General features: G+C 47.4%; 19 protein-coding genes. 8 read left to right on the forward strand and 11 right to left on the reverse strand.

The annotated features are described in order from the left end of the window. Positions 1-102 precede the first annotated feature (102 nt). The 4 genes from L1N97_RS00730 to L1N97_RS00745 all read right to left on the reverse strand — a co-directional run bounded on the left by L1N97_RS00730 (position 103) and on the right by L1N97_RS00745 (position 5496). Positions 103-1470 (reverse strand): DUF4397 domain-containing protein, encoded by a 1368-nt coding sequence (locus tag L1N97_RS00730; RefSeq protein WP_236128538.1) that lies wholly within the window; start codon positions 1468-1470, stop codon positions 103-105. Positions 1471-1615: 145 nt separating this feature from the next. Next, positions 1616-2749, reverse strand: coding sequence for a ribonuclease D (gene rnd, locus L1N97_RS00735; RefSeq protein ID WP_236128539.1), 1134 nt, complete (start codon positions 2747-2749; stop codon positions 1616-1618). Between the two features lie 48 nt (positions 2750-2797). Then, positions 2798-4453: a long-chain-fatty-acid--CoA ligase FadD gene (gene fadD / locus L1N97_RS00740; RefSeq protein WP_229585008.1), complete on the reverse strand. Its 1656-nt coding sequence runs from the start codon at positions 4451-4453 to the stop codon at positions 2798-2800. Between the two features lie 176 nt (positions 4454-4629). Further along, positions 4630-5496 (reverse strand): class I SAM-dependent methyltransferase, encoded by an 867-nt coding sequence (locus L1N97_RS00745; RefSeq protein ID WP_236128540.1) that lies wholly within the window; start codon positions 5494-5496, stop codon positions 4630-4632. A 224-nt stretch (positions 5497-5720) separates the two neighbouring features. Between L1N97_RS00745 and L1N97_RS00750 the strand changes: the two genes are divergently transcribed. After that, positions 5721-7013, forward strand: a complete 1293-nt coding sequence (locus L1N97_RS00750) for an alkaline phosphatase (protein WP_236128541.1) — start codon at positions 5721-5723, stop codon at positions 7011-7013. Positions 7014-7114: 101 nt separating this feature from the next. Here L1N97_RS00750 and L1N97_RS00755 read toward each other — a convergent pair whose 3' ends face one another. The 7 genes from L1N97_RS00755 to L1N97_RS00785 all read right to left on the reverse strand — a co-directional run bounded on the left by L1N97_RS00755 (position 7115) and on the right by L1N97_RS00785 (position 12711). Then, positions 7115-7621, reverse strand: coding sequence for a chalcone isomerase family protein (locus tag L1N97_RS00755; RefSeq protein WP_236128542.1), 507 nt, complete (start codon positions 7619-7621; stop codon positions 7115-7117). Positions 7622-7681: 60 nt separating this feature from the next. Then, a complete protein-coding gene (locus tag L1N97_RS00760; protein WP_236128543.1) occupies positions 7682-8218 on the reverse strand; it encodes a DUF2878 domain-containing protein in 537 nt (178 codons plus the stop codon). After that, complete coding sequence (locus L1N97_RS00765) at positions 8215-8952, reverse strand: SDR family NAD(P)-dependent oxidoreductase (RefSeq protein WP_236128544.1); 738 nt, start codon at positions 8950-8952, stop codon at positions 8215-8217. The genes L1N97_RS00760 and L1N97_RS00765 overlap by 4 nt, the downstream gene beginning before the upstream one ends. A 177-nt stretch (positions 8953-9129) precedes the next feature. Beyond that, positions 9130-9438 (reverse strand): hypothetical protein, encoded by a 309-nt coding sequence (locus L1N97_RS00770; RefSeq protein WP_226749880.1) that lies wholly within the window; start codon positions 9436-9438, stop codon positions 9130-9132. Between the two features lie 236 nt (positions 9439-9674). Next, the gene (gene tsaB, locus L1N97_RS00775) at positions 9675-10373 is read right to left on the reverse strand and encodes a tRNA (adenosine(37)-N6)-threonylcarbamoyltransferase complex dimerization subunit type 1 TsaB (RefSeq protein WP_236128545.1); all 699 of its coding nucleotides are present in this window, start codon (positions 10371-10373) and stop codon (positions 9675-9677) included. Further along, complete coding sequence (locus tag L1N97_RS00780) at positions 10370-12316, reverse strand: ATP-dependent DNA helicase (RefSeq protein ID WP_236128546.1); 1947 nt, start codon at positions 12314-12316, stop codon at positions 10370-10372. The genes tsaB and L1N97_RS00780 overlap by 4 nt, the downstream gene beginning before the upstream one ends. 146 nt (positions 12317-12462) lie before the next feature. After that, positions 12463-12711 carry a hypothetical protein gene (locus L1N97_RS00785; RefSeq protein ID WP_229585000.1) on the reverse strand — a complete coding sequence of 83 codons (249 nt, stop codon included), beginning with the start codon at positions 12709-12711 and terminating at the stop codon, positions 12463-12465. A 476-nt stretch (positions 12712-13187) separates the two neighbouring features. Between L1N97_RS00785 and hisG the strand changes: the two genes are divergently transcribed. From hisG to hisF, 7 genes are read left to right on the forward strand one after another with little or no spacing between them, the layout of a single operon-like run. Continuing rightward, complete coding sequence (gene hisG / locus L1N97_RS00790; RefSeq protein ID WP_236128547.1) at positions 13188-14096, forward strand: ATP phosphoribosyltransferase; 909 nt, start codon at positions 13188-13190, stop codon at positions 14094-14096. 3 nt (positions 14097-14099) lie between these two features. Continuing rightward, entirely contained in the window at positions 14100-15422 is a 1323-nt protein-coding gene (gene hisD / locus L1N97_RS00795) for a histidinol dehydrogenase (RefSeq protein ID WP_236128548.1), read from the forward strand. After that, positions 15415-16491: a histidinol-phosphate transaminase gene (gene hisC / locus L1N97_RS00800; RefSeq protein ID WP_236128549.1), complete on the forward strand. Its 1077-nt coding sequence runs from the start codon at positions 15415-15417 to the stop codon at positions 16489-16491. The genes hisD and hisC overlap by 8 nt, the downstream gene beginning before the upstream one ends. After that, complete coding sequence (gene hisB, locus L1N97_RS00805) at positions 16488-17558, forward strand: bifunctional histidinol-phosphatase/imidazoleglycerol-phosphate dehydratase HisB (RefSeq protein WP_229584996.1); 1071 nt, start codon at positions 16488-16490, stop codon at positions 17556-17558. The genes hisC and hisB overlap by 4 nt, the downstream gene beginning before the upstream one ends. Continuing rightward, a complete protein-coding gene (gene hisH / locus L1N97_RS00810) occupies positions 17558-18151 on the forward strand; it encodes an imidazole glycerol phosphate synthase subunit HisH (protein ID WP_236128550.1) in 594 nt (197 codons plus the stop codon). Before hisB ends, hisH begins: the two co-directional genes overlap by 1 nt. Further along, positions 18148-18885: a 1-(5-phosphoribosyl)-5-[(5-phosphoribosylamino)methylideneamino]imidazole-4-carboxamide isomerase gene (gene hisA, locus L1N97_RS00815; RefSeq protein WP_236128551.1), complete on the forward strand. Its 738-nt coding sequence runs from the start codon at positions 18148-18150 to the stop codon at positions 18883-18885. Before hisH ends, hisA begins: the two co-directional genes overlap by 4 nt. Continuing rightward, a complete protein-coding gene (gene hisF, locus L1N97_RS00820) occupies positions 18867-19640 on the forward strand; it encodes an imidazole glycerol phosphate synthase subunit HisF (RefSeq protein WP_229584993.1) in 774 nt (257 codons plus the stop codon). Before hisA ends, hisF begins: the two co-directional genes overlap by 19 nt. Positions 19641-19949: the final 309 nt, after the last annotated feature.

The following is a 19949-nucleotide window of genomic DNA, read 5'->3' on the forward strand; positions in this document are numbered from 1 at the left end:
TCAATATAAACAATAGCTTAAATAATGCAGACCTTAGGCAAAAAAAAGCGACTAGCCAAAGCTAGTCGCTCAAGATACAGGGAAAAGTATTTCAATAACGACTTAGTTAAAATCGTCTAATAAAATCAAACCCACATTACCGGTTAAACCTGCTCCATCACGAGCTACGGCGGTGTAAATCTTATTGGCAGCTAAGTCTAATGATAACGGCCCGATAGCAGCCGTTTTGCTACCCGCGGGTGTTACCGTAACAAAGTAAGTACCTTCAGCTAGCGATACATAACCGGTGTCGGCTTTAAATGGCACAGCTGCAAACGCAGGGGTGGCAGCGCTGATATCATTAGTAGCAGTAACATAGATATCAACAGGACCGGCTAAGGTAGACCCATGCACAATACGCACTTGTGCTTCAGTGGCAACACGACGTGGCATATCCGCTAACACTAACGGCTCAATGGTATCATTTTGCAAAGAACCCACGGCTAACACACTGTAAAACGCCCCTGCATCTAAGGTCAGATCTGCATCGATAACCACTATACTGTTATCTGCAGCTGCGGCAACTTTGACATTGTAGGTATCTGGATCAACACCCACATAATCAGTAAAGTCTGGAAAAGATAACGCCGAAACGAGTTCAATACTGTCATTCACAATAACATCAACAGCAGGTGCATCAGAGACGTTATGTACGACGCGCACTGAAGAAGTGGTGTTAGCATCAGCCACATCAAAGAAGCTGCCATCTGGAGCAACCGCTAACAATGAGACAGGTGAAGCACCTGATAAGCGGTTATTGATTGCCGCTACCACTAAATCCGTGCCTGCGGCTAACTCTAAAGTACCTGAGTCAAATACAACGGTAGATTGGCCAGGTAGTGTAATACGGACACGATAGTTACCTGCTGGCACATCTACCGGCGCAGTAAAATCTTTATAATCTAGAGTTGCTAAGGGTGCGGTTAAAGCATCCGTTGGCGCAGTAACATGCACATCCACAGTGGGTGCTGCTGAGGCCGCATGCACGACTTGTACACGGATGTTACCCGCAGCCAGTGGCGCAACGTCAGAGTTAACCACTAGCGGTTCTAAGGTTTCATTTGCTACAGAGCCAACAGCAAATACGTGGTAGTTGGTCGCTTCGGCTAACGTCACACCCAATGGGCCAATCACTGTAGCGGTGCTATTACCCGGTAAAATGGCATCAACCGCAACTTGGTATGTGTCCGGAGTCACATTGAAATTTGCAGAGCTCTGTGCATAAGCCAAACCCGATACTGCGTTCGCGCCAAAACGAATATTGACATCAGGTGCATCTGACGAGGCATGTACAAACTTCAAGGTAGCATCGGCAACGGCAGCTGGCTGACCTGGTGGTGTGATGGTTTCATCATCGTTGCTGCTGTTACAAGCACTTAGAGAAAGCATTGCCACAGAAGCTAAGGAAAGTGTTAATATTTTCTTCATCATTAATACCCTTTTAATTGATAAGCGGGAAAATTTACGCCGTCTCAAAATTGCGGGATCAATCGAAAAAGTTGACAAATATCGAAAAAAAACACCTATTTTTTACATAAATCTATTTAGCGTTAACGAACGTTGTTAACCAGTTAACTTAAAAGTCGACATGTGCTGGTTTGGGTAAAAACGGTTTTAGTAGCTCTGCACGCCAGCCTCGTAAATATTCAGGGATCGGTAATTGTGCACGTTGCTCATCGGACACCCGCCAACACCAATTAAAAAACTCATGTAATTGCCGACGGGTTGACAAAAATGCGGCGGGCAAACCACTACTGGCAGCGGCATCTTTCACCGCCTGCCCCAGTTCAGCTAACACCACCTTTTCTCCGGCAAAACGGTCAAGATGATAAAAACGTTGTGGACACTGCTCTGGCGCTAACGCTTTCGCCTGCTGAATTAACTCCACTAATAGTTTGGCATGTCGACGCATATCACGTGTCGCCATGCCGGGTATATTCAATAAACTTTCTGGGGTGGCCGGGCGGCGTTTCGCTAATTCCAGCAACTGAGCATCTTTAGCCACTAAGCCCAGTGCCAGATCTTTGCTACTGGCATACTGAAAACGCCAACTTACGATGTCACGTAATACCGCTAATTCACGACTATTTAATTGGGTACTGTTTTTAATCTCTAAAAACTTAAATTGATCAGGCAATTGATGCTGGCGACGTTGCAATAATTGTTGCCCTTCTGCGAGTAAAACTTCGAGCTGCTGCGGGGTTTTAAATTCAGTGAGCAAACGTTGATACACATCGAGCAAGTATTTTACATCATTCGCAGCATACGCTAGCTGTGCGGGCGCTAATGGCCTGGCCAACCAATCGGTACGCGCTTCACTCTTATCGATCACCGCACCGGTAATTTGCTCGACCAAACGAGCATAGCCAATACTCCCACCCCAACCGATCACTTCCGCTGCAAGTTGAGTGTCAAACAAGGGAGTGATCTGCGTAATATTAATGGTTGCAAAAGCTTCTAAATCTTCGGTGCAAGAATGCAAAATTTTACAAATATGCGGCGCTGCAAACAAAGTTTGTAATGGCGTCCAATCATCAATGGCCAGAGGATCAACCAACGCAAAATGCTGGCCATCAAATAATTGAATTAACCCTAACTTCGGTGACAGGGTACTTTGCCGGATAAACTCAGTATCAACCGCTAAGCTAGGCTGCTCTGCTGCCTGCAAACAAAAACGGGCTAAACTTTGATTATCACTAAGCAACGACATGGTGTTCTCTCTTCAAAAAATAAAGCCGGCAATCGCCGGCTCTAAGTACTAACCGCGTAATTCGCGGCGTAGGATCTTGCCTACATTCGTTTTGGGTAATTCCTTGCGGAATTCTACCAGTTTCGGCACTTTGTAGCCCGTTAAATGTTGCTTACAGTGCGCGATGACTTCTTGTTCGGTTAAAGAAGGATCTTTTTTCACGATAAACACCTTAACCACTTCACCCGCAACGTCGTTTGCAACACCCACTGCGGCCACTTCAAGTACCTTCTCGTTCATGGCGACAACTTCTTCAATTTCATTAGGGAAGACGTTAAAGCCTGACACTAAAATCATGTCTTTTTTACGATCGACAATATAAAAGAAACCTTGCTCATCCATCCGGGCAATGTCTCCGGTGTAAAGCCATTCATCTTTAATGGTTTTAGCGGTTTCTTCTGGGCGGTTTAAATAACCCAGCATCACTTGTGGGCCACGCACTAACATTTCACCTGACTCACCTGGGGCGACATCGTTACCGTTATCATCAATTAAACGGATATCCGTAGACGGTGCCGGTAAGCCAATACTGCCGTTAAAGTCTTCTAAGTTCACTGGGCTTAAAGTAACCAGTGGGCAGCACTCCGTTAAACCGTAACCTTCCAATAAGCGACTCTTGGTGACTTTTTTCCAGCGCTCGGCGACAGGCCGTTGCACCGCCATCCCGCCACCCAGAGAGAGTTTGAGCGAACTAAAATCCAGTTTGTCAAAACCCGGCGTATTCAACAAACCATTAAACAAGGTGTTGACGCCCGTGATCGAAGTAAACGGAAATTTAGCGAGTTCTTTAACAAAGTTGGGCATATCACGTGGATTGGTGATCAGTAAATTGGTGCCACCGAGCTTAAAGAACACAAAGAAATTCGCCGTTAGCGCAAAGATGTGGTAAAGCGGTAACGCCGTGACAACATACTCTTTTCCTGCCACTAAAAAATGATCTAAAAAGGCACTGGCCTGTTCTAAGTTTGCCACCATATTGCGATGAGTTAACATGGCGCCTTTTGATACGCCGGTGGTCCCGCCGGTATACTGCAAAAAGGCAATATCTTCACCGCTGATGTTTGGTTTTTGCCATTGCAGCGCAGCACCTTCTTTCAGCACTTGTTTAAAGGGGATGGCTTTACGCAGTTGATAGGCGGGTACCAGCTTTTTCACGTGTTTCACGACGAAGTTAACGACCGCACCTTTGACACTACCTAACATATCACCCATCTTGGTTAAGATGACATGTTCAACTTGTAATTGTTTTTCTACCGCCATCAGCGTGTGCGCAAAGTTATCGACGATAACAATAGCTTTGGCTTTAGAGTCTGACAGCTGATGTTGTAATTCCCGAGGCGTATAAAGGGGGTTTACGTTGACCACGGTACAACCGGCACGCAAGGTTCCCATTAGCGCCACTGGGTATTGTAAAAGGTTAGGCATCATAATCGCGACAGCGTCGCCTTTAACCAAACCCAAGGTATTTTGCAAGTACGCGGCAAAGGCTTGGCTTTGCTGATCTAACTCACGATAGGTAAGACTTTTACCCATATTGATAAAAGCGTCTTTATCGGCGTAAGTTTCAATGCTACGGCTAAAAATGTCGTTTAATGACGAATAATGATCGGGATCAATTGTTGCCGGCACACCTTCAGGATAACTCTCTAACCAGACTCTATCCACCGTCTACTCCTTTTTTGAAGTTTTTCTATCTGGTCGCTGTCAGGCATCTATGCTGTATTCTGACAAAACCATTTATCGTTATAGTTGTGTTGATGTTATACAGTAATTACTGCGGCCATCTAAATACTGAGTTTTTACTCTAGGTTAATCATCCCATAAATGTCTGCAGCAGACAATCAATCTACGCTGTCGACGTCTTGCGGTTTAATAAATTTCAGTGTCATGCGATCACTTTCACCAATGTTTTGGTAAAAATCGCGATCTTCTTGTCCTAATGCCAACGTTGGCGGCAAGGTATAAACCCCTTTCACATAATCTTTGGTATCTTTTGCATTGGCATTGACTTCACTGCGGTCAATTAAGTGAAAGCCAATCGCCTCAGCAACAGCGATTAAATAGGCTTCATCGGTGTAACCTTCAACGGCATAACTGGTCAGTTCGGTCACTTTAGCCGCACGGTGCTCAACCATTCCTAAGATACCGCCCGGTTTAAGTACCCGAAACATATTTTCTAACGTTGCTCGCAAATGTCCTGCCTGATCCCAAATATGTACATTGCGAAAGCTCAATACCATATCAAATTGGTCAGCGGCCAGCTGCGGAATAAAGTTGGGGGGATCTAACGCGACGCGAGATACTTGGCCAAAAGTGGCTTCTTGCTGCAATATGCGCTGCTCTAAACGGTTGGTCAGTCGAGTCCAGAACACACTTTTTTCATCCGCATTATTGCCACCATCTAAACGAAAATGCGCAATGGTCAATTGCCCTTCATCCTTTAAAAACGGCGCCAAAATCTCGGTATACCAGCCTCGTACCGGCCAAATTTCTAAAACGGACATTTGCGGTTCAATACCAAAAAACATTAAGGTTTCAACTGGATGGCGGTATTGGTTGCGCTGCAAGTGAGCCTCGCCACGCGAACGACTCTCCGACAATTCGGTCAAACGCTGCTGCCATTCGGTGGCATTATTAGCAACGCTCGGCGCAGGCATTAATGCCAGCAATAAACCTAAAGACACTATGCTTGTTGTTATTTTTTTCATAGTAAAACCTTGTTACATAACATTATTAAGATGCGAACTCTGCATAAGGCACTGCGATCAAACAATCTACTTTAAGATAACGCCCTATTTGCCCAAAAGTCCAGCAAAAGCACCCTGCATACTGGCATCATTTTTTAGCCACTCTGCCGCAAGCGCCTTGGCGTTGTCATATTCATCCTTTAAACTGCAACGCTTCTCTGTTGTTTAAATACACAAGGTATCTGATGCGCGCATTATTATTGCTACCCGTAATCGCTTTTGCCTCAACCGCCGCTACTGCAGCGCCAAAAAATATTATTTACATGATTGGTGATGGTATGGGTCCCGCTTACTTAACAGCCTATCGTTATTATCAACACGAGGGGGACCTCCCTGTCGCTAACACGATATTTGATGATTTACTCAAGGGTACTGCCAGCACCTACCCTGACGACGATACCCTGGTTACCGACTCTGCCGCAGGTGCTACGGCTCTGGCCACGGGTGTAAAAAGCTATAACGGCGCTATAGCAGTCAATCGCCAACACATACCGATTAGCACTATGATGCAACTGGCGAAACATCAAGGTAAGGCTAATGGTGTGGTCGCAAGTTCTCAGGTTAACCATGCCACTCCCGCGTCCTTTTTAGCCCACAATATCAGTCGGCAAAATTACAATCAGATTGCAGACATGTACTTTGACTATCGGATCAACGGCAAGCCGGTAGCGGATGTGATTTTAGGCGGTGGTACTCAGTTTTTTATCCGTGAAGATCGGCATCTGGTTAATGAATTTAAAAACGAAGGTTATCAGTACATCGATAATTGGCAGCAACTTGACTCGCTGACCCGCGCACCGGCACTGGCACTGATGGCTGACGTTGCGTTACCTGCTGCCCTTAATGCGACTGAACCAAGACAACTGGCGACACTGACCAGCAAAGCCCTACAATTATTAAGCCCTGCTGAAAAAGGTTTTATGTTGATGGTAGAAGGCAGTCAGATTGACTGGTGTGGCCACGATAACGACATCGCCTGTGCCATGGCTGAAATGGATGATTTTGCCAACGCTATCGCCGTTGCTAAAGCCTATGTTGATGCCAATCCTGATACCTTATTAATCATTACTGCAGATCACGAAACCGGTGGCATGTCGTTAGGCGCGGCAGGCAAGTATTTATGGTTACCAGAGGTCATTAAAGGAGTATCAGCCACGGGTCGTAAAATAGCAGATGAGCTTAATGCTGCCCCCGATGACAACACCGCGTTAGCACGCTGGCTAGCTCTTACCAAGATCCAACTAACCAAAGAAGAACAGCAACAATTGTTAGCGGCTCGCGGCAAAGAGCAAAAAGCCTTACGCGAAGTGGCGGTTAAACTTGTGGCTCAATATTCTTACACCGGTTGGACAACAGGCGCCCATACCGCGGTGGATGTCCCTGTCATGGCTTATGGTAAAAACAGTGAAGATTTCCACGGCTTTATGGACAATACCGATATTGCTAAGCAATTAATCAAGTATATCAGTAGCCATTAAGCCTTAGCGGGCTTAAAAGCGCCCAGTCGTTATTCTTGCCGGATGGTTAAGTGTTTCTAATACAACACTTAACTATTCAGTATTAACTTGCGCTTTGTTGTTTATTCACTACGTAAACCGGTTAATTGCTCGCGTAACTTTGGCGCACTGGTATCGTTGTGTAGCCATATATTAAAAAACGCGGGCCCAAAAGTGTTGTCTGCAACCACCCCTGTTTTGGTGCCATTAAAATAAAACTCAACACTCGAATCGGCTAACAGCACTGCCGCTAAACGATCACCTTCTTTCACATCTTGCCACAGCGTTTTTAATTGTTCAGCCCAATCAGCTTGTTGCGCAGTGGTGCTTTGTTTCAGCTTTTTCCACTCATCAACTGTTGCCTCGATGAACTGATCACGGCTAATCTTGCGTTTATAGGTTAACTCTAACAATAACGGCGAGCTTTGCTGGTAATCAACATAACGGCCATCGCGGGTCGCTAAACGTGCATCGTATAACTGCCAAAATAAATAACGGTAACTACCTTGGCCAACGGTCTCGAGTTGCGGTACCGCAAACAACGGGAATGACACACCCAGTGCTAAAATAATACCCAATAACTTACGCATAGCCCCTCCAAATAACTTGCCAAAAGCCGCATTGTGATGCCGCCGACGATAATGTTTAGACTATTCCTGAGCCGAACCGTTCAACTCTTGCTCTGTGCTGGTCTCTAACAGGCTTGGGATCTTACCGAAAATCACGCCTAACAAGCCCCAGACTAAACATAAAACGATGTAAGAAGTCACGCCTGCTGGGAAGCTCATGACACCGTCACTTAATGCCGCACCGCCAATATAAGACAGCGGCCCACCGGTCGCGCCCAAGGCAAAGCCCAGCCAAGGTTTTGTTAAGAAACGACTCATCACTTCAACCAGTGCTAACGCAAATATGGCCCACAACAAAATAAACCACAGCGGTAGCCATGCCAATTGCGCAAAGCTTAGGATCCCTGTTGCGACTAATAACGAGTCAACGCTGATACCTATAATGGCAGCCGCCAATACCAAATAACGCGCCTTCATTGACGGCAGTTGCCAAAGACCATAAAGCAAATAAGCTAAAACCGGCCAAAAAGCCAATTGCTGAAAATAGACCAGTAAAAACCAACTTAACTCAAAGCCAATTAATACTCGCCAATTTAATTTAACCTTAACGCTGCTCATGATTGCTTCATCTTGGCTGCCAACTTACAGCGTAAACCGTAAGGCAACACACTCAACGTTTTTAATAAATAGGCTAAGCGTCTTGGAAAACGCAGCCGTAACTTTCCCGCTTCGATGCCATCAAAAATAAGTTTAGCTGCGGCGGCCACAGGCATTAAGAAAGGCATCTGAAAATCATTTTTTTGCGTTAATGGCGTATCAATAAAGCCGGGTTCAATCAAACAAATATGAATACCACTGTCAGATAAATCGACGCGTAAACTATCAACAAAATAACTGACCGCAGCTTTACTGGCACCGTAGGCTTCTGAACGCGTAAAAGGAAAAAAGTGTGCCATTGAACTGACAATTGCTAAAGTTTTGCCGGCTTTTAAACGTGGTAATAACAGCTTAGTACTGCTAACAACAGCCTGAAAATTAATGGCAAACGTTCGTGCAAACGCATCTAAATCGAGGTCATTAGCTTCGACATATTCGCAATTACCGGCATTTAACAGCACCACATCAAAATGCAGTGCTGCCGGTAAACTGGCTTGCCATTCTTGCATTGCTGCATAATCTGTTAAATCTAAACTGACAGGGATAATTTTTTCAGGATGTTCAGCAGCCAGTGCCGCTAACTTATCTTCTGAGCGAGCCACCGCGTAAACCGTCCAGCCCTGCTGTGCATAATAGCTTGCGGTTTCGCGGCCAATACCTGAGCTTGCACCCGTAATAAGAATCGTTGCAGACATATTCACTCCTGTTATGTCGCTGAGTTCACTCACGCATTAGCCTCTATAAGCAAGGCCAAATAAATAGTAAGCGAGCAAGAAAGATATAACTTGTACGTAAAGGAATTAGAACAGTTCAGTGTGGCAGTAGAAGGGATAAGCGAAGCGAAAAAAATTAAAGCAAACAATTAACAGCCATTAAGCGTACAGATCGACACCTAGCATAGCTTGAACTTCGCTACGGCGTTGTTCGTTTTGCAAGCTTTGATAGGCAGCAACCGCGCGTTCGTTGCGTTGTTCCGTGTTATCGCGAAAAGATTGGCGGTTAGTTTGCGCTTCCCGCTCGCTATCTAATCGCTCCACCGCATCACGCTCAAAACGAATACCCGCCGTTTCTTTAACCACACTCTCCCGCTCTGGCTGCACCGTACGACTCGGCTGTGGCCGATTCGTTGCCGGATTTAGCAAGCTACTGGGATTAATGTTGTTACTGGCGTTGATGCTCATGCAAGCTCTTAGCTAATGGACAGTGTTCTAATTATAGACAAGTAATCAACCAACAAGCCAGTAACTTTTACAAACAGTGATATTAATACGCATTTGCAAGCTGGCATCTCTAAGCTAACGTCTCTGAGTATGGTCAGACCTGTACCGGAGTGCGGTCTGACCAGTCTCAGAGTGTGGTCGTACCTGTCTCAGAGTGCGGTCTGACCAGTCTTTGGCAATGTGAGTGTGGTTAGGGGTTAACGGCCGGGCAGTTTTTGCCAAGTGACTTCGTCACGCACATAAACCGGTTCGGCCTGCTCTGCTGCAACAAAGTGGCCCTGTTGCCATGCCTGATCAGCAAAAGGCAACATGTATTGTGCTGAGGGATATAGAATATCTTTGGCCACGCTGGCTGAAAGTATGCCTTGCAGCTGGCTCTGATAGGTTTGCCAGCCGGTGCCGACGGCCATTACCTCAGTGTCAAAATTTAAAGCGGTTATCGCTGCGGGTAAGGCGCTAGGCTTTGCAGCCACTTCAGCGCTAATCGCCTGCATCAAACCCTGCTCATCACGAGCATAGACAGCCAAATAAACTTCAGCCATCCGCGCATCAATCGCAGCAATAACGTGCTGAGCATTTTTTAACTGCGCAGCAGCTTGTGCCATCGCTGCCAAAGTCGAAACGCCATATACCGGCACATCGACACCAAAGGCTAAACCTTGTGCGACCGACACGCCAATCCTTACGCCAGTAAAACTCCCAGGGCCACGGCCAAATACGATACCGTTTAGCTGATTCAGGTTAATACCGGCCTCAGCCAGTAATTGCTGCACCATGGGTAGAATACGTTTGCTGTGTTGTTGCGGGCATACTTCGTCTAGGGTCAGTATTTTGCCATTGTGACTTAACGCGACGGAACAGGCTTCGGTAGAAGTATCTAACGCTAAAAAATTCATGAGTTTCCTTGTTGCTGCTCTTTTAAACCTTGTATCTCTTTTAAAAACTGACTGGCCGCACCGAGATCACGCGTTCGCCGCATCGGTGGCAAGCTTTTTAAAAAGGTCGCCCCATAGGGTTTAGTCACCAACCGATTATCGCAAATTACCAGCACACCGCGATCGGTTACATCACGGATCAGTCGGCCGACCCCTTGTTTTAAGGTAATCACCGCTTGCGGTAATTGTACCTCAGCAAAGGGATCTTTACCGCGCATCGCACAATCTTCCACCCTCGCTTGTAACAACGGATCATCTGGCGAGGCAAAGGGTAGCTTATCTATAATGACACAGCTTAAGGTATCACCACGTACATCAACGCCTTCCCAAAAACTGCCGGTACCCAGCAGCACCGCATTTTCTAATTTCACAAATTGTTCTAACAATAAGCGTTTACCGGTAGAGCCTTGAATAAGCACCGGCTGGCGAATTTGTTCAGGTAAGGCTTTCGCCATCATCTGTAACATACGATGGCTGGTAAATAAAAAGAAGCAACGGCCGTTATTAGCGGTAATCAGCTCTATCGCCATAGTTAATAAAGCATGCATCATTGCAGGCTCGTGCGGCTCTGGCATAAATCGCGGCACACAGAGCAGCGCTTGTTGCGCATAATCAAACGGGCTTTCGAGTAACAGGGTATCCGCCCCCGTTAAGCCCATTTGTTGTTGATAATGGGTAAAGCCTTCATCTACCGATAGCGTGGCTGACGTAAAAATCCAGCTGCGCTGCTCAGCAAACACCAGCTTGTTAAATTTATCGGCAATACTCAGTGGCGTTAAATGCAAACCAACATGCAATTTGCTGGTTTCGAACCAAAGACTCACGCCCGTTTGTTCAACCTGCAGTAATTTTTGCAGTTGGCTTTTAAGCTGCGCTAAACGCTCGTAGCAATTATCCAAGGTTTGGCTGCGCCCTAAGCTACTTTTAACAATCTGGTACAACATATCTAGCGCATCGTTAATGCGGGTGATCGCCGTTTGCATAGCCGGGTTTTGATAAGCTTGCCGCCAATTGCCCCGCGCGGGATCTGTGGCAAATTGCAGCCGCCAATCGCGAGTCAGGCTTGCCACTTTATCGGCTGCCTTGCTTAGCTGCATGACATCTTTTAACTCTGCCTTGCCAACTAACTCAATGTCTTTACACAGATCTTGTAAAATACGGCTAGAGAAATGTTCGCCAAAATACTCACTGGCGATATCAGGGATCTGATGCGCTTCATCAAAGATCACCACTTCCATTTCTGGCAACAACTCACCAAAGCCAGTATCTTTTAAGGCTAAGTCAGCAAAAAATAAGTGATGATTCACTACCACAAGATCGGCGGCCTGTGCCTCTTTGCGCGCTTTGAGTAAATGACAATCTTCATAAACGGGGCAGTCTTTACCCAAGCAGTTATCGGTAGTACTGGTTACATAGGGTAAGGCTTTGGAGTCTTCGGCAATATAGGTTAATTCGCCGATATCGCCGCTGTGCGTCTCCGCAGACCATTTTTTAATTAAGCTTAAATCGGCGATCAGTTGCGGATCAGCTACCGGAATATGCTGATAATGCTGCTCTAAACGAAACAAACACAGGTAATTTGAGCGGCCTTTGAGTAAAGCCGTTTTAACCGGTAACGCTAAGGCTTGAAGTACGGTTGGCAGATCACGAAAGTACAATTGCTCTTGCAGGTTTTTCGTTCCGGTTGATAACACCACTTTTTTACCAGACAGTAACGCAGGCACTAAATACGCATAGGTTTTACCGGTACCCGTTCCGGCTTCTACCACCAAGGCACCGTCTTTTTGAATGGTTTGTTCAACAGCGGTTGCCATTTCCAGTTGCGCGGCCCGAGGTTTAAAGCCTGCAATATGCTGCGCGAGTATACCGTTTTCAGCAAAGGCTTTGGCAGACTTAACGGCCATAGGTTATCCAGACGAAAACGGGCAAATTGCAATAGCTCACTGGCACTCCACAAAGGCTTGATTAGCTTAAACGCAGGCTTTGAAACGCTAACGTAACCGCTGCATAAGATGTAATGCTGGCTATTATGCCTTGTTCAGCTAAAAAATCAGACAAAAATATCTAAATGCCCGTCTTTATCAACATGCTGATCTTCTTCGGGAGTGGTGTAAGGAGCGGCAGGATAATCATCAGCGGAGCCGGTTTTATAACCAAAACGGCGTAAAATAAGGTACTTTTGCTCTTCGCGCTTGAGGGGCTCAAGGCGTGCTTCTTTAAAAACAGGCAGCACCGTTTTCGGGTCCGGCTCAATCGGCGTTCCCGGAATACGTTGTATAAATGGCATAAAAGCATCCATTTTTGCCTCCTGTCCGTAATTAAAATGTTATTTGGGTCTCACATTATTATATCGGCGGCAAATCGCATCACTTTAACGCTATCAGTGCAATGCATGCCTATACAACCTGACCACATTTTAACCAAATGGTTTAATTTTTAAAACCGCGACTCTGCAACTGTTTAGCTTAAAAAAACACAACATTAACTTATGCTATTGATTTTAATATATTTACACTGAATTACTCGTTGGATTACTTGAAAAAAGCGCTTGCGAAAAACAGTCTGCTGCAGTAACTTGTATAGCATAGCATTTTGGATAAATTTACAGCATGAATCGTTCAACAGTAACATTGCATCATCATACAACCTAGCCTTACCGCTTAGGTGGAGGGCTGTTGTCTGGGCCTCCGGTGCATCTTGTTACTCGCAACCCCGCAGGCCTAAGCCACGGGGTTTTTTGTTTTTAATTACAGTTTTTAATTTTCGGAGTGACCAATGAGTCCAGCCATTGAAAGTAAACGTCTTCGCATCGGTATGCAAAAGTCAGGTCGTTTGTCGATTGAATCACAAGCGCTGCTTAGTAGCTGTGGTTTAAAAATCAATTTACGTGAACAACGCTTAATTGCTCACGTTGAAAATATGCCGATTGATATTTTACGGGTGCGCGATGATGACATCCCAGGCTTAGTAATGGACGGCGTCTGTGATCTAGGCATTATCGGCGAAAACGTATTAGAAGAAGTATCACTGCAACGGCAAATCGATAACGAAAGCGCGGACTATGAAGTGCTGGCCCGCTTAGATTTTGGTGGCTGTCGCTTATCGATTGCCGTACCACAAGAAGAGCAATATCAAGGTGTAAGCAGCCTTGAAGGTAAAACTATTGCCACTACTTACCCACGTTTACTGACACGCTATTTAAAGCAGCAAGGCGTGAATGCCCGCGTAGTAATGCTGACCGGTTCTGTTGAAGTGGCGCCGCGCGCCGGTTTAGCTGATGCCATCTGTGACCTCGTGTCTACCGGTGCCACCTTAGAAGCGAATGGTTTAAAAGAAGCTGAAGTGATCTACCGCAGTAAAGCAGTACTGATCCAACGCAAAGGTTTAGCTGATGCTCAGCACCAGAAACTGATTGCTAAGTTAATGCCTCGCATTCAAGGCGTGATGCAAGCCAACGAAAGCAAATACATCATGCTGCACGCCCCGCGCGCTAAGTTAGACGAAGTGATTGCCTTATTACCTGGTGCAGAAAACCCAACCTTACTGCCTTTAGCTGGCAATAACGATATGGTGGCCTTGCATGTGGTCAGCAGCGAAACCCTGTTCTGGGAAACCATGGAACAGCTCAAAGCACTGGGCGCCAGCTCAATCTTAGTATTACCTATTGAAAAGATGATGGAGTAATCGATGCAACGCTTTAACTGGAGTCAACTTGATCAAGCTGGCCAACAAGCTGCCTTGGCCAGACCGGCCCTGCCTGATTCAGCCAGCCTTGCGCCGAAAGTACGCGAGATCATTGCAGCGGTGCGAGCAGAGGGTGATGCAGCCTTACGACGTTTTAGTCAGCAATTTGATCAGCTTTCCGATAACCCATTGGCGTTAAGTGCCAGCGTGCAGCAGCAGTTGTTAAGCCAATTACAACCTGAGCGCAAAGCCGCTATTGAATTAGCCTATGACAATATTCGCAAGTTTCATGCGGCGCAATTACCGCGGGATATCGAAGTTGAAACCAGTGTTGGCGTAATGTGTCAGCTGAAAAGTCGCCCGATTGGCAGTGTCGGCCTGTATATTCCTGGCGGTAGTGCGCCCTTACCTTCTACGGTGTTGATGCTGGGTGTTCCGGCGCAGTTAGCGGGCTGCCCGCGTGCAGTCTTGGTAACGCCCCCAGGTAAGCCACTCGCTACCGATATTGCACCCGAAATTATTTATGCCGCTAACCTTTGTGGCATTACCGAAATTTATACCATTGGCGGCGCACAAGCCGTGGCGGCGCTGGCTTACGGTACAGAGACGATTGCCAAAGTGGATAAAATTTTTGGCCCAGGCAATCGCTATGTTACTGAAGCAAAACAGCAAGTAAGCCAAGATGCGAAAGGCGCGATGATTGATATGCCAGCCGGCCCATCTGAAGTGCTCGTGCTGGCCGATGCTCAGGCTAACCCAGAGTTTGTCGCAGCAGACTTACTGTCGCAGGCGGAACATGGCCCTGATTCACAGGTGATTTTAGTTAGCGATAGCGCAAGTTTGCTGGATGCCGTAGAGCAAGCCCTTAGTGTGCAATTAGTCGCCCTACCGCGCCGTGATATTGCTGCGCAAGCGCTAGCACACAGCCGAGCCATCTTAACAACCGACTTAGACAGCGCCATTAGCGTGACCAATGCCTATGCGCCTGAGCACTTAATTGTGCAAACAGAGCAAGCTGAGCTACTCACTGAGCGCTTTACCAGCGCAGCCAGTATTTTTGTTGGCGCGTGGACGCCCGAATCCGCTGGGGATTACGCCAGTGGCACTAACCATGTGTTACCCACTTATGGTTATAGCCGCACTGTCTCAAGCTTGTCGATGACCGATTTCTTCCGCCGCTTTACCGTGCAGCAATTATCTGCCACCGGGATGCGTAATATTGGCCCCGCCATTGTCACCCTGGCTGAAGCCGAAAGTTTAGAAGCGCACGCCAATGCGGTACGGTTACGCTTGGCCAGTTTATTAAAGGAGACTGAACATGTCTAAGGTACACCCGCTGGCCCGTGATGCCGTTAAAGCTATCGTGCCTTATGCTTCAGCTCGCAGCTCAATGAGTGGCGGTGCGGTGTGGCTTAATGCTAATGAAAACGCGCTAGCGCCCGCTTATCAGTTAGATGACACCTTTAACCGCTATCCGTCTTGTCAGCCCAAAGCCGTGATTGATGGCTACGCTGCGTATGCAGGATTAGCTGCCGAGCAAGTATTGGTAAGCCGTGGTGCAGATGAAGGCATTGAGCTCTTGATCCGAAGCTTCTGCGAGCCAAAGCAAGATAGCATTACAATTTGCCCACCGACCTATGGCATGTATGCCATTAGCGCCGAGAGCAATCAAACGCCGGTGAATAAAGTACTGCTAAAAGATAATGAACGCTTAGATTTACCCGGCATTTTTGCTACCTCGCCAAAGCTTGTGTTTATTTGTAGCCCCAATAACCCGACCGGTGATCTCATTCCTCGTGAAGATATTATCGCGGTGTTAGAGCACTTTACCGATCAAGCCTTAGTGGTGGTTGATGAAGCCTACATTGAATTTGCCCCAGAGGCGTCTGTGGTGTCGCTACTGAGCCGCTACCCGCACTTGGTGATCCTGCGCACGCTATCTAAAGCCTTTGGCTTAGCGGGCTTACGTTGTGGTTTTACGTTGGCCGCGCCTGAGATTATCAACGCCCTGAAAAAAATGATTGCGCCCTACCCGATTGCCGAGCCGGTGGCACAAATTGCTGCGCAAGCGCTATCGCCCGCCGGTATCGCGCAAATGCAACAGAGTGTGGCTACCATAAATGCTTTACGTGATGACTTTATTACGCTTGCCGCAAGCTTACCGGGCATTGATAAAGTATGGCCAAGCAATGCTAACTATGTATTGTTGCAAGTAAGCGATGCCGCAGCCTGTGTTAATGCGCTGATTGCAGAAGATATTTTGATCCGCAACCAATCTAGCCAACTGGGTTTATCGCAGGTGGTTCGGGTATCCATTGGCAGCCCAGCAGAAATGCAGCGTTTAGCCGGCGCTATGCAACGTTATTTTCAACCTAATCAGAGAGAAACCGCATGAGTGGCCAACCTATTTTATTTATCGATCGTGACGGCACCATGGTAGAAGAGCCGCCAATAGACAAGCAGCTCGATAGCCTTGAAAAATTGGCCTACGAGCCAGGCTTAGTGCCGGCGCTATTAAAACTGCAAGCGGCGGGTTATCGCTTAGTGATGGTGACCAATCAAGATGGTTTAGGCACCGACAGCTTTCCGCGCGATACCTTTGATGCACCCCATAACAAAATGATGCAACTTTTAACCTCGCAAGGTATTCAGTTTGATGATGTGCTGATTTGCCCACATTTTGAGCGGGATAACTGCAGTTGCCGCAAACCGAAACTCGGTTTGGTCAAAGACTACCTGCAACAAGGTAAAATCGATTTTACCAATTCTTATGTGATTGGCGATCGGCTAACTGACGTGCAACTGGCTGAGAACATGGGCTTACCGGCTTTTCAGTATCAACGTGACAGCTTGGGCTGGGCCGAAATCACCAAACGCTTATTAAGCCGTGGCCGCAGCGCAACCGTGGTGCGTACCACGCGCGAAACCGATATTAAAGTGACAGTCGATTTAGATAGCAGTGGTAATAACCTGTTCAACACGGGCGTCGGCTTTTTTGATCATATGCTAGAGCAAATAGCCACCCACGGCGGCTTCTCATTGCAAGTGGAGGTGAAAGGCGATTTACATATCGACGATCACCACAGTGTTGAAGATACCGCCCTCGCCCTAGGCCAAGCCTTAAAGCAAGCACTGGGCAATAAGCGAGGCATCAACCGCTTTGGTTTTGTGCTGCCGATGGACGAGTGCCGCGCCGAGTGTATTTTAGATTTATCGGGTCGGCCGCTGTTTGTGTTTAACGGCGAGCTGGGCGAAGGTGCGGTGGGCGGTTTAACGCTGGAGATGGTGCCACACTTTTTCCGCTCAATAAGCGATGCCATGTTGATGTCTTTGCACCTGAGTATTACCGAAGGCAATAAACACCATAAAGTAGAAGGTTTATTCAAAGCCTTTGGCCGAGCACTGCGCCAAGCCATTACCGTATCGGGTGAAGCCTTACCAAGCTCAAAAGGAGTGTTGTAATGAGTTTGGTGATTGTTGATACCGGCTGTGCCAACATCAGCTCGGTGTATTTTGCGGTAAAACGCTTAGGTGTTGAGCCTGTAATAAGCCGTGATGCTGCGGTCATCCGTGGTGCCTCGCGGGTCATTTTACCGGGCGTTGGCACCGCAAAAGCAGCCATGCATAATTTAGCCGAGCGCGAGCTGATCGGCACCTTACAAAGCCTAACGCAACCGATGCTGGGTATTTGCCTTGGTATGCAAATGCTCACCGCCCACAGTATGGAAGGTGATGTCGCCTGTTTAGGATTAATTCCAGGCGAAGTGGCACCGCTTAATGCTGCCGGTTTACGCTTACCGCATATGGGCTGGAATACCTTGCACCAGATCAGTAAGCACCCCATTTTGGCCGGCTTTACTGAACAAGATTATCTGTATTTTGTGCACAGCTTTGCAGTGGTGCCGAGCGAATATAGCTTAGCACAATGCCACTATGGCTCTGACTTTGCCGCGGTTATTGGCAAAGATAATGTGGTCGGTGCGCAATTTCACCCTGAGCGCTCAGGTAAAGTGGGCGCGCGATTATTACAAAACTTTCTGGAGTGGCAGTTGTGATTATTCCGGCGATAGATTTAATTGACGGCACAGTCGTGCGTCTATACCAAGGCGCTTACGATAAAACCACCGAGTACACTTTCAGCCCCTTTACGCTTCGCGATAGCTATGCCAAAGCCGGTTCGCCGCTACTGCATGTGGTTGACCTCTCGGGTGCCAAAGATGCCAGCAAGCGGCAAATTGCCCTGTTAACCAAGCTAATGACCGACGCGCCATTGCAAATTCAAGTTGGCGGTGGGGTGCGCAGCGAGCAAGATGTGATGGATTTACTCGCCGCCGGTGCTAGCCGCGTGGTGATTGGTAGCTTAGCAATTCGGGAGCCTGAGTTGGTACAAGGCTGGATCCGCAAGTACGGCGGTGAGCGCATTGTGTTAGCCTTAGATGTAGCCATTAATGCCCAAGGCGAAAAAACCTTACCTAGCCACGGTTGGATTGAAGAGTCTGGCGTAACACTAGAGCAAGTGTTAGACGGTTATATTGCTGCCGGTGCTAAGCATGTGCTTTGTACCGATATCAGTAAAGACGGCACCTTAACTGGCGCTAATGTGGCGTTATACCGTGAGCTTAGCAGTAAGTATCCAACGCTGGCTTGGCAAGCGTCTGGCGGCATTGGTTCATTAGCCGATATCCAAGCGTTAATTGGCTCGGGTGTCGCGGGGGTGATCTTAGGTCGCTCGCTGTTAGAAGGTAAGTTTACGCTTGAGGAGGCCATTGCATGCTGGCAAAACGCTTAATTCCCTGTTTGGATGTGCGCGATGGCAAGGTAGTAAAGGGCGTACAGTTTCGTAACCATGAAATTATTGGTGATATTGTGCCTCTGGCCCAGCGCTATGCCGAAGCCGGCGCAGATGAATTGGTATTTTACGATATTACGGCGTCGAGTGATGGCCGGGTGGTTGATAAGAGCTGGGTGCGCCGCATTGCTGAGGTGATTGATATTCCCTTTTGTGTGGCCGGTGGCATTAAATCGGTGGCAGATGCCGGCAAAATTTTGGAGATGGGCGCGGATAAAGTGTCGATTAACAGCCCTGCCCTAACTAACCCGCAGTTAATTGCTGAGCTTAACCAAACCTATGGGCAGCAGTGTGTGGTCATTGGGATTGATAGCTTTTTTGATGTGGCATCGGGCCAATATCAGGTGTATCAATTTACGGGCGATGAGAGCCGTACCCAGAAAACGCAGTGGTTAACTCGCGATTGGGTAACTGAGGTGCAGCGCTTGGGTGCCGGTGAGATTGTGCTGAACTGCATGAATCAGGATGGGGTGCGGCAAGGTTACGATTTGGCGCAGCTGAAAACCATTCGGGATCTGTGCAAGGTGCCGTTGATCGCCAGTGGTGGTGCCGGCGCAATGCAGCATTTTACCGAGGTGTTTCAGCAAGCCGATGTGGATGGGGCCTTAGCAGCCAGTGTCTTCCACAAAGGTATTATTCAAATCAGCGAGCTAAAGGCGAAGTTACTGGCCGATGGTATTAGTATACGTCCTTAAAAGGAAAGCCATAAAACCCACGCAAGCACTACGTACATTTTTTCTGTGACACGCCGTGAAGCTTCCCCGGGGCTAGATTGTGAATATCATCCATGATATTCACCCGTTGGGACAGCAGAGCTGTCCAAATGCGTTCCTGACGAATTTGTCCGGCCATCCATGGCCTTCAACGGTCACAGAAAAAAGTATCTCCGCGCTTGCTTAGTTCTGAGCTTTCTCCAAGGTAAAAGCTGGGAAGTCCCAGCGCAACACTGATAATGCTAAGCAAAGCGTCTTTGGCATGGATGCCAAAGAGGAGCCTACAGGGAA

The organism is Rheinheimera sp. UJ63, from assembly GCF_021568285.1.
Lineage (GTDB): Bacteria > Pseudomonadota > Gammaproteobacteria > Enterobacterales > Alteromonadaceae > Alishewanella > Alishewanella maricola.